Raw genomic sequence first — 16,489 nt, 5'->3', positions numbered from 1 at the left:
GTGTGTATGTGGACAGTATGGCAGAAAAACGGAAAGAGCTAGGGGAGTTTTTAAAACTGAAAAGGGCACAGCTTTCTCCGCAAGAGTTTGGATTGCCTATGGGCACCAGAAGGAAAACAACAGGCTTGAGAAGAGAGGAATTAGCCCAGCTGTCCGGTATAGGTGTCACATGGTACACATGGCTGGAGCAGGGAAGGGATATTCGGGTATCGACACAGGTTCTGGAAAGCATATCGAGAGTGCTCAAATTGAATTATGAGGAAAAGCGTCATGTCTTTCTGTTGGCTGGCCATCATGTTCCTTTAGATGATCAGGATGAAGATAATAAGAGCCTTCCTCTGGCTGTGCGGCACTTTATTGATCATTTAACCAATTGCCCTGTTTATGTGACTGACGAAAAGTGGGACGTTATTGCTTGTAACACAGCAGCTTGTGCTGTGTTCGGCAATTTTGGCCAAATGGGCAGTAAGGAAAGGAACGCCATATGGCGATGTTTCACCTCGAAGGAGTATCGGGATCTGCTTGACGACTGGGAAAGCCACGCCAAAAAACTTATCGCACAGTTTCGATCGACAGCCAGCCGGTTTCTTGGGGAAGCATGGATAAAAGAGCTGATCGATGAGTTAACTGAAAGAAGCCCGGAATTTAAAAAGTGGTGGAACCACCACGAAGTATTAGGCACACACGCAGGAGAAAAAGTACTTCATCACCCGGCAGCCGGAAAAATGGTGATGGAGCATATGACATTACAAATATATGACTCTCCTGATTTGAAACTGACCATTTATCGCCCGTTAGAAAAAGAAAATACAGTTGATAAACTGAAAGCTTTACTTATAGACGGCTAAACAGCTGATCATTATAAAAAAAGACGGCACCCAAGTGCCGTCTTTTTTTATTTGATATCTTCAAAAATGTCAGATGCTTTGGCCTTCATTTGTTTCTTAATGGTTTTCGGTTTCTTCTCTTTTTTCACAGCCTCATAGACTGCGGCTGTCACAAGATCGCCTGCTTGCTGGAGGCGTTCTTTGCTGATATGATCGATCGAGTCTTCAGGGGTATGATACCACGGCTCAACTTCTTCTGTTTCCGGGTCTCCCCAAATAAAGTTGGCGGAATCAATGCCGGCTTCGTGGAATGGCACATGATCAGATGATCCTCCCTGTGTCAGAGACAGGCTGTCAAACCCAATTTTTTCAGCAGCCGTATGGCTGGATTCCCAAACATAGTTAGATTGGCCGTCCAATGTGTTGACATACAGCTCAGACGCTTTTTCCCAGCTTGTGCCTACCATATCTAAGTTGAAGTTCACTTCGCTTCGTTTCAGCTCTTTTTCCGATAGATGATCTACATAGTGAGAGGAGCCGAGCAGGCCGAGCTCTTCGGCGCCGAAAGCGATAAAGCGGATTTCTTTATCAGATGGAACGCTTTTTAAGACACGCGCCATCTCCAGCATAACAGAGGTTCCTGAGCCGTTGTCATTTGCTCCGGGCGAAAAAGGAACACTGTCGTAATGGGCCGTCACGTACACAATGTCTGGATGTTTGATGTTCTTTGGTTTTTTAATTCCGATGATGTTCTGAGAGGTTTGGTTTGTGAATGCTTTTAGTTTTAAGGTGGCTTCTTTTTGCTGGGTAAGTGCTTCGCCGTCTTCTTTCTTAATGCCGACGACCGGAATGCCGACTTTATTTCCCGACAGGTTTGGCGTCATAGGCACGAGGCTTTCTTTGTTGTTATAAATGATGACAGCTTTCGCTCCGGCGGCTTCGGCATTTTTGGCTTTCTCGTAATAAGTCAGGTCTCCTCTGGAAATCAAGGCGATTTTGCCCTTGACGTCAGCGGTAAAGTCCTTTTGATAGCCCAATCCCGCATTGTAAAGCGGGGCCGTCAGCCCTTGTTCCTCAGTCGGAGCTGAGCCCGACGCCGCTTGGAGAAGAATATCGCGTCCTGCTGAAGACAGTGTACCCTCAAGCCGGTCAGGAATGTTGAATCGTTGAACCTTCACATCAAGCTTTAATTTTCTCAAGGATGAGGCGATCAATAGGGCACTCTTTTTTTCAGCTGCAGTTCCGGCTATTCTGGGGCCGATTGCTTCACTTAGCTGAGAAATGGTAGAGTACGCATGCTTTGCTTTGAATGGAAGCTCGCGCTCGCTATTTGATATTTGTAAAGCGTGCGCGGCAGGGGTGACACTCTGTGCCGGCAAGAGCAGTGTGCCGGCAGTTAAAACAGCCATCGTCATGACAGTCAAAAGCTTTTTCATCAAAAATAAACCTCCCCTAAATGTATGGTTGGGGAATATTTCGGGATGCTAAAGGAGTTTCCTGCAAGATGGAGAGCGTTTTTGAAAAGACAGTGCTTTATACCTGCAAAAAAACGCTTATGAATGAAGGGTCATAAGCGTTTCGGAATATCAAACTATTGGAGCTTTAAAAACTTGCGTTTGCCGACTTGGATGATCATATTCTCTCTTATCTCTGCTTTGGCGTGAATATCTGTTATTTTCTCTCCGTCGATGCGTACACCGCCGTTTTGAATCATGCGGCGCGCCTCGCTCTTCGAAGAAAGGAGTTTTAGCTTGACGAGCAGATCAATCATCGCTATCGTTTTTTCGCCTTTCCAGTTTACGGCTGGTATATCTTCCGGCAGGCTGTTTTCCTGAAAGACTGTTTTAAACGAGTGTTCGGCAGCTTCTGCTGCTTTCTCTCCGTGATACATTCGGACGATTGTTTTGGCTAAAAGCATTTTGGCATCACGCGGATGAACGGCGCCGGTTTCTAAGTCTTTTACGAGCTGTTTTTTCTCTTCAAGCTCTAAGTCTGTCGCCAAGTGGATGTACTTTTTCATCAGGCTGTCGGGCAGTGACATCGTTTTTCCGTACATGTCGTTTGGATGTTCGTTAATGCCAATGTAGTTGTGTTTCGACTTCGACATTTTCTCGACGCCATCCAAGCCTTCCAAGAGCGGCATAAGGATGACGACTTGTTTTTCTTTGTTGTATCGTTCTTGGAAATGCCGTCCCATGAGGACATTGAAATGCTGATCCGTTCCGCCTAATTCAATATCACTTTCGAGAACGACAGAATCATATCCCTGCATCAATGGGTAAAAGAATTCATGCAGTGAGATTGGTTTTTGCATGGCGATGCGTTCTTCAAAGTCGTCGCGCTCCATCAGGCGGGCTACCGTTATTTTCCCTGCTAATTCAATGACATCTTCCAGATTCAATGTTTTCAGCCATTTTGAGTTATAGTGAAGCTCGACTTTTTCTGGATCAAGCACTTTTCCGAATTGCTCAAAGTAGGTTTTGGCATTGTGCTGAACTTCTTCATCAGTCAGTTGCTTTCTGGCTGCCGATTTTCCGGTCGGATCACCAATTTTTCCTGTAAAATCCCCAATTAACAGCTGGACAATGTGGCCGTTTTCTTGAAATTGGCGAAGCTTATTTAACACAACCGTATGGCCCAAATGTACATCCGGTGCAGACGGATCTAATCCGAGCTTAATTTTAAGCGGCGTGCCCGTGGAAATTGATTTCACGAGCTTTGCCTTTAATTCCTCCGGCGGTATGACTTCGTGGGCGCCTGTCATGTATAGCTGTAGCTGTCTTTCTACCTCTTTTTGCTGTGCTGCTGTGAGCTGCTCAAATGTTTGCATCATTCTTCCTCCTTTTTTATAAACACAAAAAAGAGCCCATCCCGATAAGGGACGTGGCTCAATGCACGCGGTACCACCCTGGTTGAAGACATCGTCTTCCGCTCATTCGAATAACGGTTTCCCGTTCTTTGCTACTTATAAGGTTCACAAAGAAAGCTCGGGGAGGTAATTCACGTTTGCTGTGTGCCGGCTCGCACCTTCCGCCGGCTCTCTGAAACAGGGAGACAAACCGCTACTGGATTCCCGTCAAAGCTTATGTTGTATGAAGATTGTCAGCTACCTTTCTAAGCAGCCCTGTCAATATTTTCTGTTCGTCCTTCGTCATTCCCGCAATGAGCTCTGTTTCCCCTTTGTGAAACTCCGGGTAGAGTTCTTCGATCGCTTGTTTGCCGGAATCGGTGATAGAGACAACCACGAGTCGCCGATCTCTTGTGTCGATGCTTTTACGGCAAAAACTCTTTTTTTCGAGCGTTTTGATCACGTTGCTTGCTGTAGCTGTAGATATCCCTGACAGCTCAGCGATTTTTCTCGTTTCGAGCGCTCCCCATACCCATAGATCATAAAGAATGGAGAAAGCGGTCCAAGAAAGGTTATAGGAAGAAAGAACCTCAGTCTCCATTTTGACACGGAGCCTTTGTGCAGACCGATACAGATTCGTAGCGATCGAAATGGCTTCCAGGTTGAGTGACTCGACGGGCATTTGTTTGAGCTTAGAAAGTGTATCGTGTTCTTCCTTCCGAAGCTGCTGATGTTGATGTGAACGTTCCATTTTTTAGGCCTGCCTTAAATTATCAGAATCATTAGCTGTGAAACGAATTTTAACAGAGTCTGGTGTGAACTTCAAGCCCATATATCGTTGAATAAAAAAAGCCCAAACAACGCCAAAATAAACAAAAACCCGAAAACGGGGGTGCAGTTTTGCAAAAATATGTTCAATCCGTCTATAAGCATGATCCGTTTCATCTGTTTTCGACAGAGCATGTAGTGACGTTAGCGATTATCGCCCTTTTGGCCATTCTGTTGTTTTTGTTCCAAGATGAGGTCAAGCAGCCGAGGGCCAGCCGGTTTTTGCGTTCTCTGTTTGTGTTTCTTTTGCTTGGTTCGCAAATCGGCTATCAAATATGGATGGTCGCCACGGACAGGTGGTCGGTGCGCACTTCATTGCCTCTCCAGCTTAGTGACCTGTCGGTGTATTTGTCAGCTATTATGTTAGTGACAAAAAGCAGAAAGCTGTTTGTGTTTTTGTTTTTTGTCGGCATCGGCAGTTCGATTCAGGCTCTTGCCACTCCTGACCTCGGTATGTTTTCATTTCCGCATATCCGATATATCCTCTTTTTTATTTCTCACGGGTCTGTGTTTTTATCCTGTCTGCTGATGGCTGTGATTGGCACCTACAGAATGGGCCAGCGCTCGTTATGGGTGACAGTCCTGCTTGTTAATGTGTACGGCGTCTGTATTTTTCTGATTGATCGCTGGCTTGGCGCGAATTATATGTATTTGACGAAAAAACCGGGCGAATCCTCTCTCTTAGATGTTCTCGGGCCATGGCCTTGGTATATCGTCTCGGCTGAAGCCATCACGATCGCCAGCTTTTTCATTCTTTATTGGCTTTATCGCATCTTCAAAAAATGACACCTTTTTTGTTGTATCACACATTCTGTTTAAAAAAATGTCGGAGAACGTGTTTATTTTTTTGAAAAAGGGTATGTAACTTGTACAACAAAAAGGGAGATGAATACCATTGAGGAAAGATGAAATCATGCATATCGTATCATGCGCAGATGATAATTATGCTCGTCATTTAGGTGGGATGTTCGTTTCTTTATTGACTAACATGGATCAGGAGAGAGAGGTAAAATTATACGTCATTGATGGCGGAATTAAGCCTGATAACAAAAAAAGACTGGAAGAAACCACTTTGAAATTCGGAGTGCCGATTGAGTTTTTAGAAGTGGATACCAACATGTATGAACATGCGGTAGAGAGCAGCCATATTACAAAAGCCGCGTATTACCGCATTTCGATTCCCGACTTAATTAAGGATGAAAGCATCAAACGAATGATTTACATCGATTGTGATGCGCTTGTCGTAGAGGATATTTCTAAGTTATGGGATTTAGACATTGCGCCATACACCGTAGCCGCTGTTGAGGATGCGGGGCAGCATGAACGCCTGAAAGAAATGAACGTCACTGATACAGGGAAGTATTTTAACTCAGGTATCATGATTATTGATTTTGAGTCTTGGAGAAAGCAAAACATCACAGAAAAAGTCATCAACTTTATCAATGAACACCCAGACGAAGACTTTCTTGTGCTGCATGACCAAGATGCACTGAATGCGATCTTGTATGATCAGTGGTATGAACTTCATCCGCGCTGGAACGCTCAAACCTATATCATGTTAAAGCTGAAAACCCCACCGACTTTGTTAGGGCGGAAGCAATATAATGAAACAAGAGAAAACCCGGCAATCGTGCACTTCTGCGGCGGAGAAAAGCCTTGGAACTCCAATACAAAACATCCGTATCGCGATGAGTATTTCCATTACATGTCCTATACGAAGTGGAATACGATTGGGAATCCGGCGATCAACCAATAAATCAGATAAAAAAACGCTTTTGAGATGATCAAAAGCGTTTTTGGTTTGTCTCAGCGTGCGACTGACCGTTGGTAGAACCGCTGAATATGCATGGCGATGTAGCACAATTCTTTTTCAGGAAACTCAAAGCCGTATTCCTTCTTCACAAAGGTGCCGATGCTTAGGGCACACAGGAAGGCATCCTTAAACTTCTCTTTAATGATGTCAATCATTTCTGCGTCCAGCTCGTAAATGGATTCGCCTGCTTTGATATGCTGAATGGCAAAGCGGAGATGGGTCACAAGCCGTTCATAAGAGATGGTATCTTCAACGATATTAATAGACAATTGAATTTCGATAATCTCGATAATATCACGGATCATTGTTGTAATATCAAGCGTTTGTGTCATATCGCCGGCATTGTTTCTTGCTGTGTGGATATGCATGGCGATATTGCCGATTTCATCATCAGGAATGTGAATCCCCAGTTTATCTTTAATCAGTGCTCTGGCCCATAAGCCGATCTGGAACTCCTTTGGATAAAGGACTTTGATTTCATTCAGCAGCGGATTTTTGATAACCATCCCATTGCTCAGGCGTTCAATCGCAAAAGAAAGATGGTCTGAAAAAGCGACATGAATGCGCTCGTTGATTTTGATGTTCAGCTCTTTTTCGGCATGAGAGATAATTTGCTCAGAAATCTGAATGTGGTCTTCAGGCAATGTTTCTAAAATCTCTTCGAACTGCTTATAGTCAGGTGTATCTTTTCTGATAAAGGTTTTTTCTATTTTTGACGGATCGACAATATCATTCTTCTTTTTGTTAAACGCAATTCCTGCACCCAAGAGAATCTTCTCTTCATTTTGATCCTTTACGACGATAGCATTATGATTTAAGATTCTTTTAATTTTCATAGCTTTTTTGTCCTTTCATCCCCCGTTTTATGAATGAAAACGAATAAATCCAGTTATTCTGTCTCTTCTTTAAACCCGAGAAACAATGTAGCTATAAAAGCAGAGACGGCTGCGATCAAGAAACCGATCATATAATGAACAAAATTCGCGGCGCCAAACGGCAGCACAATTGAAATCATCGGAATGCCTGTCAGCCCGTAGGAATTTGCCACAACTTGTACCGCAACCACGTATGCTCCGCCAATAGCACCGCCGATGGCTGCTCCGATAAAGGGACGGATCAATTTGAGATTTACCCCGAATACAATCGGCTCAACAATGCCTAAAAACGCGGTCAGAGAAGCGGGGAGCGCAATTTTTTTCAGGCTTGATTGTTTCGTTTTGAGGAATACCGCAAGCCCCGCTCCGCCTTGGGCCACATTCGCCATCGACCATATCGGCACTAAAAAGTTGACACCGACATGCGGATTAGCAAGCAGAGTTGCCTCAATTGCATAAAAGCTATGATGCAATCCAGATAGGACGATGGTGGAGTAGATGCCGCCGAAAAGAGCTCCGGCGGCAATGCCGGCGTGATCATAAATATAGACTATAGATTGTGTCATGATCTGGCCGATGATGGACGCGGCGGGATTCATCACAATCAGTGCGAGGCATCCTGTCACCATGACCGTAATAAAGGGAATGATCACGACATCAAGCGACTTCGGCACAATCGATTTTAATAGCTTCTCAATTTTGCTCATGACAAAAACGGAAAGAAGAATCGGTATCATGGAACCCTGATAGCCCATCATTGGGATATGAAGCCCCCATATGTCTAAAGAAGACGGGGTTTTGCTGCCGAGCATAGACGGGTCCAGCAGATCAGGATGCGTCAAAAGCCCTGCAATCACTGCCCCTAGGTATGGGTTGCTGCCAAATTGCCGTGCAGCACTGAAGCCGACTAAAATCGGCAGTAAAATAAAGGCTGTGCTGGACACGAGGTCGAGCATTTTAATCCATGGGCTGCCGGCAGCGAACCAGTGAAACACTTTAATCATGCCGATCAGCCCCATGAGCAGGCCGCTTGCTGTTATTGCCGGAATAATCGGCACAAAAATATCGGACAGTGTTTTCGCAAAAGCTGCGGCAGGGTTCAGCTTCCGGCTGGCTTTTTTCTGGTGGACAGGCTCTTCAGAAGGCGCGGTCTCCCATACATGAACGACTTCTTTATATATTTTGTTGACGACGCCTGCTCCGAAGATAATCTGGAAAAGCCCATAGCGGAAAAAGGTGCCCTGCACACCTTGCAGGTTCTCAATGGCATGTATATCAATTTTCGTCTCGTCCTTTACATCAAAACGAAGACGGGTCGTACAATGGCTGATGCTGATAATATTGTTTTTTCCTCCTGCGAGCAGCAGTAATTCTTTTGCAATCTCTTTATGCAAGCAATCAAAACCTCCTTTGCTGAAGAAAAGTCGGCTTGTTCATCGTATCAAATGAAAAGTTGACAATCAAAATGAAAAAAGTGAGAAATACCGGCTGAAAATGACAAAAATGCCCGCGTCGACGACGGAGCATGAAAATAGGGGTTGTCCAAGGCGCCGTTATGAGTCCAACACGAAAAGAAGAGTTAAAATGCCCTGCTTTTTAGGCACTAATACTCCCTTTGCATCATTGGGTCTTGCCTGCCTGCCCAGTCACAATCCCGCCATATGTGGTGATAACTGTAATAACGTTCATTTTATGCTGTTCATGGCTGTATAGCAATAGTATGAAAAGCCTGTACAATGGATGGGAAAAAGGTTGTGTGTGATGTTCTTAGAATGTAAAAAACCTTTAAGACCTGGAATGCAAGTCTTAAAGGTTTTTGGTTACTTTTTCGGTTTGACGGCGTTCAGCCGTTTTTGCAGCTTTGTTTTTTCATGGGATGCTTTTAATTGATTCACTGCAGACTGAGCGGATGTCTTTGATTTCTTTGTTTTGTCTTTTTCCGCTTTCTTCACTTTTGCCTTTGCAGTTTCCACTTTTTTTGCTTCAGCCGCCGCCACCTTTTTCTTCACTTTGTCTAACCGTTTTTGCAATGCCGTTTTGTCCTTGCCTGCTTGAAGCTGATTGACGGCTGATTGTGCTTTTGCCGCATTTGCATCAGTTGATTTCTTTTCAGCCGCAGATACGGATTGCTGTGCCGTCTTCAAATTGGTGCTCTTCACTTTGTTAAGGCGTTTCTGCAGGGACGTTTTTTCTGAACTTGCAGGCAGCTTGCCAATTGCTGATTGTGCGTTGTCCACATCTGTTTTCTTTTTGCTTTTTTCCGCTTTCGCAACTTTGTCTTTCGCTTGCTTTGACGCGATGTAGCGTTTTACTTGGTCTAAGCGTTTTTGAAGGTTCTTTTTGTCTGTTCCGTTTGGCAGCTTGTTGATGGCAGTTTGTGCTGTATCAACGGTTTGCTGTGTTTTATATTTTTCTGCCTTTGCGACTTTGTCTTTCGCATCTTTTACATTTCTGTATGACTGTACTTTATCCAGTCTTTTGTGCAGGGCAGTTTTGGCGTCGGAGCCCGATAGCTGGCTGACGAGTTCTCGCGCTTTGTCGATATCGGTTTGTGCTTTTGTTTGTTCCGCTTTTTTCACCGCTTGCTCTGCTGCCGCGTACGCTGAATTTGTTGCCTGTGCTTTATACTGGATTAAGCCGTAGCCAAATTGCTGATCGCGGCCTGCGGTACCAAGATCAACGATGTTTTTCCGCATTTCCTCGCGAAGCTGGACGTTTGTCTCGGCAGGATCACGCTGTTTTAACAAAGCAAACATGGCAGCGGCGTGCGGTGTCGCTTGGGATGTTCCGCTTCCCGTTGCATAATACTGGTTTAAGTAAGTGCTTGTGATGTTTGTCCCCGGTGCTGAAAATTCAACTTCATCTCCAGTTGTTGAGAAGGAGGCAAGCTGATTCTTTTCGTTTGTTGCTGAAACCGCAACGACACTGCTGTATGCCGCCGGATAATTCACTGGCTTGCCGTTTCCGTCGTTACCGCTTGCGGCAACAAGCAGAACGCCTTGTTCATATGCTTTGTCCACGGCGTCATGAAGGATTTTGCTGTCTGACGTCGTGCCAAGGCTCATATTGACGATGTCCATCCCGTTTGCGATCGACCAGTCAATTCCTTGGAGAAGACTTTGAAGATCCCCCGAGCCGTTCTGATCAAGCGCTTTAACCGCGTATATTTGTGCTTCCGGTGCGATGCCGTCAATTCCGTAGCCGTTATGCTTGGCTCCGATAATTCCTGCGACATGTGTTCCGTGGCCGTTATCATCTTTGTAAGAAGAGGTATAACTGACAGCTGAATACCCGCCGGCAATCGACAGGTCATCGTGGGGGGAGATTCCGCTGTCAATGACGGCAATTTTGATATTCTTTCCTGTCAGTCCTGCCTTCCAAGCCTGTTTCACCTGAATGGGCTCAAGGTTCCATTGCTCAAAGTTGTCAGAGGTGTCAGTGCCGTCTGACAGCACTTTGAAATCCGTGCTGTCTGCTGCGGTAAATGATACGTTGTTTTCTACATACAAAATATCAGGATCCTGCTTTAATTCTTTTACTGTCTCCTGGTCTGCTGTGACCGCTACCGCGGGAAGATGCTTATACTGCTGTTCAACATCAGCATCACTGTCCAGGATGGTTTCCTTTCCGGCCTTGTTTTTATAAACCACAATAACCTCTTTCTCGCTGCTGTTTTGCGCATGAGCGAGAGGGCCTATGGTGAGAAAGCTGAAAAACAGAGTGACTGATACAACAAGTTTGCAAGATATGTTTTTCATGATTCATCTCCTTTTTCTATGATGTTTGATATATATATCGGAGAAAAAAAGAGAGATTGATAGTAAGAAGGAAAAAATTTTTCATGGGCAGGGTTGTTTAGCAAAATGCAGATTTTTTCCGCATGAAGAGGAAATTTTCCAAATGAATTTGTAAGCGTTTTCAAAATAAGATAAAGAAAACATTGCGGAGGTTGTTCACAAAGCAATGAGAAAAGGGGGCTTTTAAGATGAGCACATTCACTCGGGTGATGGAGGAAAAAATAATGCCTGTCGCCGGGAAAATTGCCGGGCAGCGGCATCTCAGCGCTTTGCGTGACGGAATTATCCTGACCATGCCGCTGATTATTATCGGGTCTGTCTTCTTGATTTTAACGAGCCTGCCGATTCCGGGGTATGCTGATTTCATGGCGAGTGTGTTTGGGAAAGAGTGGGCTGATAAGCTCGGATATCCTGTTAACGCTTCGTTTGATATTATGGCGATGATTGCCGCTTTTGGGATCGCCTATCGGCTGGCAGAAAGCTATGGTGTCGATGCCCTTTCTGCCGGAGCGATTTCAATTGCCGCATTTCTGCTGGCAACGCCGTTTGAGGTGCCGTTTACACCGGATGGCTCAACGGAACCCATCATGGTAGGGGGCGGAATTCCGATCACGCTGCTCGGCAGCAAGGGCTTATTTGTCGCCATGCTGATCGCCTTGTTTTCAACCGAAATCTATCGGTACATTATTCAAAAAAATATCGTCTTCAAAATGCCAGACGGTGTGCCGCCTGCGGTAAGCAAATCATTTGTCGCGCTGATTCCCGGCTTTATCATTGTGCTTCTCGTATGGCTGGCGCGTCTTCTGATTGAAATGACACCTTTTCAGAGTCTGCACAATGTCGTAGGAGACCTGCTTGGCACACCGCTTTCCATCCTTGGCGGCAGTCTCGGCGGAAGCCTGATCGCTGAATTTGTGCAGATGCTGCTTTGGTCGTGCGGGATTCACGGGGCTTCCATCATTGGCGGAATCATGGCGCCGATTTGGTACGGCGCGATGGATGCCAACCGTCTTGCCTTCCAAGCGGGCGAGGCGTTGCCGAGTATTTTTACGACTCAGTTTTTTCAAATTTGGATCAATGTCGGCGGAAGCGGGGCGACGTTGGCGCTTGTCCTGACGATGCTTGTGCGCTCCCGGAGCAAACAAATGAAGCAGCTTGGACGATTAGGAATCGGCCCTGCGCTATTTAATATCAACGAGCCGATCATTTTCGGCATGCCGATTGTCATGAATCCGCTCCTTATTGTCCCATTTATCATCGCACCGCTCCTCACGATTACCGCGACTTATATCGGCATGAGCACCGGGCTGGTGGCAAGACCGGCCGGAATCGCGGTGCCATGGACGATGCCGCCGCTCATATCAGGTTACCTGGCGACAGGCGGAAAGGTGTCGGGCGCCGTTATGCAGCTGGTAAATCTGCTGATCACCTGTGCTATCTACTATCCGTTTTTCAGAATATGGGATTATCAAAAATGGCGGGAAGAGAGTGCGGTTGAATCTGGGGATAAAAATGTGATGTGATAGATGACCAGCCTGTCATAGGGCTGATCATCTCCTTTTAAACGAAAGAGAATGTTAGAATATGTAAAGGAGGTGCGCATGCTAGATTATATATGGTTAGATGACGAATCACCAATCTTACAACAAGTACCAGTTGAATACTCATCTGCTGCTATTATCTTTTCTCCTTTTATCCAAATGCCTGAAGGATGGGGAAATGCAAAAAGAAAAAATGATTATGAACATATTTATCCAAACGATGATGAAATAAGAGGAATAGGCAAGGCTGTTTCCTGGAAGAAGGTTATGTCTTCTTGTTGCTTTCAAACACATGCTGAGCTGGCGCTAGCTTTAATGACGTCGATAGGCGCTTTAAGGGACGAGTTCGCGAGAGAGGATTTGGCTGAGGTGTTATATGAAAACATAAATGGAGACCTCTATTATCCCAGTGAGGATCATATTTCAAATTTTCATATTCTGAGTTTGGTAAAGGTATTAGGTGCGAACGGATCCAATCGGTTTTATTACGCAGAACCGATTGTGGAAAACCGCGGCGTTTTGGACATAACTGAAGCCAACTTGCGGACGGTTCTTGATGAAGCCGCAGCAGAGCTCGTTTTAACTGATGAGAAAATGGATTTTGTGTTTATGAGTGTATATGACTCATTCATTAATGTCTTTTTAGCCAAAGATAAAAACATCCATGAATTGGTTGAGCGTATGGGCTGGGAAGCTATGATTTGCGATGAGTCAACGTATATCAGTTGGTATAGATAAAAAAGAACGTACATCACAAAATGTACGTTCTTTATTTTTACCGCTGAAAGAACTCAATCCACTCACCGTCAGGGCCTTCGATATAGAAATAACGGTATCCGTTTGGAAGTGTTGTGATCTCCTCGTCGATAAATTTTGCGTTCATTTTTTCCGCTTTTGTATATTCAGCCGCGATGTCATCCGTCAGCAGGGCAATGTGGTGCACTTTTCCTTCAGCGGGAAGCTCGCTGCTGTAGCCTTGAATCAGTTCAATTTCTGTTTCCGGGCCGTCTTCAAAGCCAAGAAAAGCAAGCTCGATTACACCGTTCGTGTGAGTGATGCGATCCTTCAATTTCATGCCTAGTACCTCTTCATAAAATGTGATGGACGCGTTAATATCTCTTACCATGATGCCTGTATGGTCAATTCGTTTTGCCATGCTGCTCCTCCTCGTAACTCTTTTTGTCTATCGTAGAAAAACCTTTCCTTTCTGTCAATGCAGACATCTTGGCGTTTTGTGGTACCATAAGAGAAAGCAAACGGAAAGAGGACGACATATATGAAGCTACTCACCCTAAAAAAAGCACACGCTGCCAAAATAAAAAAAGGCTATCCCCTTATTGAAAAAGAAGCTCTCGCAGGGAGTGCGGGGCACATGAAAGAAGGAGACCTCGTTGATATCGTGTCTGAGAGCGGCGGCGAGTTTCTCGCGCGGGGCTATTACGGCCTGCAAAACAAAGGGGTTGGCTGGACGCTTACCTGCAATAAACATGAACAGATTGACCAAGCATTTTTTCTCACCAAATTAACAAAAGCGGCCCAAGCGCGCGCCAAACTATTTGAGGCTCAAGATACAACAGCTTTCCGCCTGTTCAACGGTGAGGGTGACGGTGTCGGCGGCGTCACCATCGACTATTATGACGGCTACCTGCTGATTCAATGGTACAGCAAGGGAATTTACACCTTTAAAGACATGCTGATTTCCGCATTGGATGAGATGGATCTTGATTATAAAGCGATTTACGAGAAGAAACGCTTCGACACAGCTGGACAATACGTTGAAGATGATGACTTCGTGAAAGGGAGAAGAGGCGAGTTCCCGATCATCATCCAGGAGAATGGCATTCAATATGCGGTGGATCTGAATGAAGGCGCCATGACGGGCATCTTTTTGGATCAGAGACATGTGCGCAAGGCGATCAGAGACCGCTATGCAAACGGGAAAACCGTTTTAAATACGTTTTCTTATACGGGTGCATTCTCCGTGGCGGCGGCGCTTGGCGGAGCGGAGAAAACAACAAGCGTCGACGTGGCAAACCGAAGTCTGGCCAAAACGATCGAGCAATTCAGCGTGAACAAGCTGGATTACGAAGCGCACGACATTAAAGTGATGGACGTTTTTAACTATTTTTCATATGCTGCAAAAAAGGATTTGCGCTTTGATCTGATTATTCTCGATCCGCCTTCCTTTGCGCGCACAAAAAAACGCACCTTCAGCGCGGCCAAGGATTATAAAAACCTGCTGAAGGAAACGATCGCCATCACTGCTGACAAGGGTGTCATTGTTGCCTCTACAAACAGCAGCGCCTTTGGCATGAAGAAATTCAAAGGCTTTATCGATGCCGCATTTAAAGAGACAAACGAACGCTACACCATCATTGAGGAATTTACGCTGCCGGAGGATTTCAAAACGATTTCGGCATTTCCGGAAGGCAACTACCTGAAAGTGGTCCTTCTGCAGAAAAAATAATGAAAAAGCTGCCCTGTTCAGAGGCAGCTTTTTTTTATGTAGAAATGATCTGCTGGACGCGGCCGATGCGGCCATCTTCAAGCCGGACTTTAATGCCATGCGGATGAAAGTTTGATTTCGTCAAAATATCCTTCACTGTCCCTCGCGTCAGTTTTCCTGTTTTTTGATCTGCTTTCAATACAATATCAACCTGCAACCCTTTCGAAATGCTGTTTCGCTCTTGCCCGTTCATAACGCACATCCTTTCTTTTGTTCATTATAGTCATTATGGTTTAAAAGTAACAGCCGGCTGATGAAGTGTATGTTTGTTTTTTTCAGCCTTCATTAAATATAATGTCAGGCCAAAGCCTGCTATGCTCAGAATGCCGAAAAGCAAGTAGACTGCGAAGATCGACACGTAGTCAAAAATGTACCCGCCTGCAAATGTGCAGAACCAGTTGCCGAACCCGTTGCCGATGGCGGCGTACATGGTCAGCGCCGTCGCTTCAACGTGTCTAGGGGTAATCTTTTTCACATATTGAAGCGCCGCCGGGATAAATAAACCGATGGCCACTCCCTGAAGAAAGACCGTCGCATAAATGATCCATAGTGAAGGCGCCGTGAAATAGAGCGCCCACCTGAATAATGAGACTCCGCCTGACAGCATAATGACGTTGAGCAGCCCCATTTTATCTATAAATGTTTGGGCAAATCGCATAAATGGTATTTCTGAAATCACGCCGATGAAAAATAAAATGCCGATAGCGGAAAGTGACGCGCCGCTTTTGTCCAGAAAAAGACTGAAATACGTATTGTTCGCTAAGTTTGGAGCAAATGTCGTAAAGGTGATGATCATAAAGATGAGGAAAGTTTTGTTGCTGATAAGCTCCCGGAATCCTTTGCGGATATTGACCTTTGTTGTTGTTTTCTGCTGGCCCGGCATTTGAGAAGCCAATATGGCGGCAATGCATAGAAAGGCACAGCCGAAGATAAAGATCACATGAATGGGATACAGCCGGTTCGTCACCTGTCCCATGGCAAACACCGCGACACCGAAGCCGAGAGAACCGAACAGCCGGATTCCGCCGTAATTGCCGTTTGTTTCTTGTGTGTACCTTAGTGAAATGCTGTCCGAAAGTGGAATAATCGTGCTTTGAAAGGCTGCAAAACAGGCCGCAATCAAAATAAACAGAGGGAAACTGTCAAATGCAATATAGGCTAATCCAATGATGCCTGTGATTGATGTGCAAACCGCCAGCAGGCCTTTCGTTTTTTGCGTATAGTCGCTCAGCATGCCCCAAAACGGCTGAAAGAAAATCATCACAATCGGGCCCAGTGACATGATCAAGCCGACCTGTGATCCACTTAAATGCTGTTCCTTCGTTAAATACATACTGAGTAAGGGAATTATGCTGCCCGTACCGAGAAAAGCAAACAAATAAAATCCTTTTAACGCGGCATAATGCCGCCTCACCTGCAAGTTGTGCATCAGGGTGCCTCCTTTGGTATCCACA

At 45.3% G+C, this 16,489-nt stretch carries 15 protein-coding genes and 1 other annotated feature; of the genes, 6 read left to right on the top strand and 9 right to left on the bottom strand.

The window, feature by feature from the left end; all coding sequences use genetic code 11:
- The first annotated feature begins 8 nt into the window (after positions 1–8).
- Positions 9–848 (top strand): helix-turn-helix transcriptional regulator, encoded by an 840-nt coding sequence (locus NYE20_RS20950; protein ID WP_161621125.1) that lies wholly within the window; start codon positions 9–11, stop codon positions 846–848.
- Positions 849–895: 47 nt separating this feature from the next.
- On the opposite strand, the gene ywaD is transcribed toward NYE20_RS20950, so the two are convergent.
- The 3 genes from ywaD to ywaE all read right to left on the bottom strand — a co-directional run bounded on the left by ywaD (position 896) and on the right by ywaE (position 4,426).
- Positions 896–2,263, bottom strand: a complete 1,368-nt coding sequence (gene ywaD / locus NYE20_RS20945; RefSeq protein WP_161621126.1) for an aminopeptidase YwaD — start codon at positions 2,261–2,263, stop codon at positions 896–898.
- A 155-nt stretch (positions 2,264–2,418) separates the two neighbouring features.
- A complete protein-coding gene (gene tyrS / locus NYE20_RS20940; protein WP_161621127.1) occupies positions 2,419–3,660 on the bottom strand; it encodes a tyrosine--tRNA ligase in 1,242 nt (413 codons plus the stop codon).
- A 41-nt stretch (positions 3,661–3,701) separates the two neighbouring features.
- Positions 3,702–3,916, bottom strand: a binding site (T-box leader).
- Positions 3,911–4,426, bottom strand: a complete 516-nt coding sequence (ywaE, locus tag NYE20_RS20935) for a tyrZ transcriptional regulator YwaE (RefSeq protein ID WP_161621128.1) — start codon at positions 4,424–4,426, stop codon at positions 3,911–3,913. (Overlaps the previous feature by 6 nt.)
- A gap of 149 nt (positions 4,427–4,575) precedes the next feature.
- Here ywaE and NYE20_RS20930 point away from each other — a divergent pair, with 149 nt between their 5' ends.
- On the top strand, positions 4,576–5,289 hold the full coding sequence (locus tag NYE20_RS20930; protein WP_161621129.1) for a TIGR02206 family membrane protein: 714 nt from the start codon (positions 4,576–4,578) through the stop codon (positions 5,287–5,289).
- 109 nt (positions 5,290–5,398) lie between these two features.
- Positions 5,399–6,259: a glycosyltransferase family 8 protein gene (locus tag NYE20_RS20925; protein ID WP_161621130.1), complete on the top strand. Its 861-nt coding sequence runs from the start codon at positions 5,399–5,401 to the stop codon at positions 6,257–6,259.
- Positions 6,260–6,309: 50 nt separating this feature from the next.
- Here NYE20_RS20925 and sacY read toward each other — a convergent pair whose 3' ends face one another.
- The 3 genes from sacY to epr all read right to left on the bottom strand — a co-directional run bounded on the left by sacY (position 6,310) and on the right by epr (position 10,949).
- Entirely contained in the window at positions 6,310–7,152 is an 843-nt protein-coding gene (sacY, locus tag NYE20_RS20920) for a transcription antiterminator SacY (RefSeq protein ID WP_003244589.1), read from the bottom strand.
- A gap of 53 nt (positions 7,153–7,205) precedes the next feature.
- The gene (gene sacX / locus NYE20_RS20915) at positions 7,206–8,585 is read right to left on the bottom strand and encodes a SacY negative regulator SacX (protein ID WP_003243800.1); all 1,380 of its coding nucleotides are present in this window, start codon (positions 8,583–8,585) and stop codon (positions 7,206–7,208) included.
- A 426-nt stretch (positions 8,586–9,011) separates the two neighbouring features.
- The gene (epr, locus tag NYE20_RS20910; RefSeq protein ID WP_161621131.1) at positions 9,012–10,949 is read right to left on the bottom strand and encodes a minor protease Epr; all 1,938 of its coding nucleotides are present in this window, start codon (positions 10,947–10,949) and stop codon (positions 9,012–9,014) included.
- 227 nt (positions 10,950–11,176) lie between these two features.
- On the opposite strand from epr, the gene celB reads away from it, so the two are divergent.
- Both celB and NYE20_RS20900 read left to right on the top strand, forming a co-directional pair.
- Positions 11,177–12,511 (top strand): PTS cellobiose transporter subunit IIC, encoded by a 1,335-nt coding sequence (gene celB / locus NYE20_RS20905; RefSeq protein WP_128740829.1) that lies wholly within the window; start codon positions 11,177–11,179, stop codon positions 12,509–12,511.
- Between the two features lie 78 nt (positions 12,512–12,589).
- Complete coding sequence (locus NYE20_RS20900; protein WP_339183991.1) at positions 12,590–13,267, top strand: DUF2711 domain-containing protein; 678 nt, start codon at positions 12,590–12,592, stop codon at positions 13,265–13,267.
- Positions 13,268–13,304: 37 nt separating this feature from the next.
- Here the strand turns inward: NYE20_RS20900 and glxA are convergent, their stop codons facing one another.
- A complete protein-coding gene (gene glxA, locus NYE20_RS20895) occupies positions 13,305–13,685 on the bottom strand; it encodes a glyoxalase GlxA (RefSeq protein ID WP_003243380.1) in 381 nt (126 codons plus the stop codon).
- Between the two features lie 120 nt (positions 13,686–13,805).
- Between glxA and NYE20_RS20890 the strand changes: the two genes are divergently transcribed.
- The gene (locus NYE20_RS20890; RefSeq protein WP_161621132.1) at positions 13,806–14,996 is read left to right on the top strand and encodes a class I SAM-dependent rRNA methyltransferase; all 1,191 of its coding nucleotides are present in this window, start codon (positions 13,806–13,808) and stop codon (positions 14,994–14,996) included.
- 34 nt (positions 14,997–15,030) lie between these two features.
- On the opposite strand, the gene NYE20_RS20885 is transcribed toward NYE20_RS20890, so the two are convergent.
- Positions 15,031–15,228, bottom strand: coding sequence for a YwbE family protein (locus NYE20_RS20885; protein WP_003227367.1), 198 nt, complete (start codon positions 15,226–15,228; stop codon positions 15,031–15,033).
- Between the two features lie 33 nt (positions 15,229–15,261).
- The gene (locus NYE20_RS20880) at positions 15,262–16,464 is read right to left on the bottom strand and encodes a major facilitator superfamily domain-containing protein 6 (RefSeq protein ID WP_161621133.1); all 1,203 of its coding nucleotides are present in this window, start codon (positions 16,462–16,464) and stop codon (positions 15,262–15,264) included.
- Between the last annotated feature and the right edge of the window lie 25 nt (positions 16,465–16,489).

It is taken from the genome of Bacillus sp. FSL R5-0416, from assembly GCF_037975425.1.
GTDB lineage: Bacteria > Bacillota > Bacilli > Bacillales > Bacillaceae > Bacillus > Bacillus subtilis.
Note: the sequence above shows the minus strand (reverse complement) of the source record. Positions and strands in the feature narration are given on the sequence as shown.

Excerpts from the sequence above, each read along its gene's own strand:
- epr (WP_161621131.1), bottom strand. The coding sequence starts at position 10,949 with ATGAAAAACATATCTTGCAAACTTGTTGTATCAGTCACTCTGTTTTTC.
- ywaD (WP_161621126.1), bottom strand. The coding sequence starts at position 2,263 with ATGAAAAAGCTTTTGACTGTCATGACGATGGCTGTTTTAACTGCCGGC.
- tyrS (WP_161621127.1), bottom strand. The coding sequence starts at position 3,660 with ATGATGCAAACATTTGAGCAGCTCACAGCAGCACAGCAAAAAGAGGTA.
- glxA (WP_003243380.1), bottom strand. The coding sequence starts at position 13,685 with ATGGCAAAACGAATTGACCATACAGGCATCATGGTAAGAGATATTAAC.
- NYE20_RS20900 (WP_339183991.1), top strand. The coding sequence starts at position 12,590 with ATGCTAGATTATATATGGTTAGATGACGAATCACCAATCTTACAACAA.
- ywaE (WP_161621128.1), bottom strand. The coding sequence starts at position 4,426 with ATGGAACGTTCACATCAACATCAGCAGCTTCGGAAGGAAGAACACGAT.
- NYE20_RS20880 (WP_161621133.1), bottom strand. The coding sequence starts at position 16,464 with ATGCACAACTTGCAGGTGAGGCGGCATTATGCCGCGTTAAAAGGATTT.
- NYE20_RS20890 (WP_161621132.1), top strand. The coding sequence starts at position 13,806 with ATGAAGCTACTCACCCTAAAAAAAGCACACGCTGCCAAAATAAAAAAA.
- NYE20_RS20885 (WP_003227367.1), bottom strand. The coding sequence starts at position 15,228 with ATGAACGGGCAAGAGCGAAACAGCATTTCGAAAGGGTTGCAGGTTGAT.
- celB (WP_128740829.1), top strand. The coding sequence starts at position 11,177 with ATGAGCACATTCACTCGGGTGATGGAGGAAAAAATAATGCCTGTCGCC.
- sacY (WP_003244589.1), bottom strand. The coding sequence starts at position 7,152 with ATGAAAATTAAAAGAATCTTAAATCATAATGCTATCGTCGTAAAGGAT.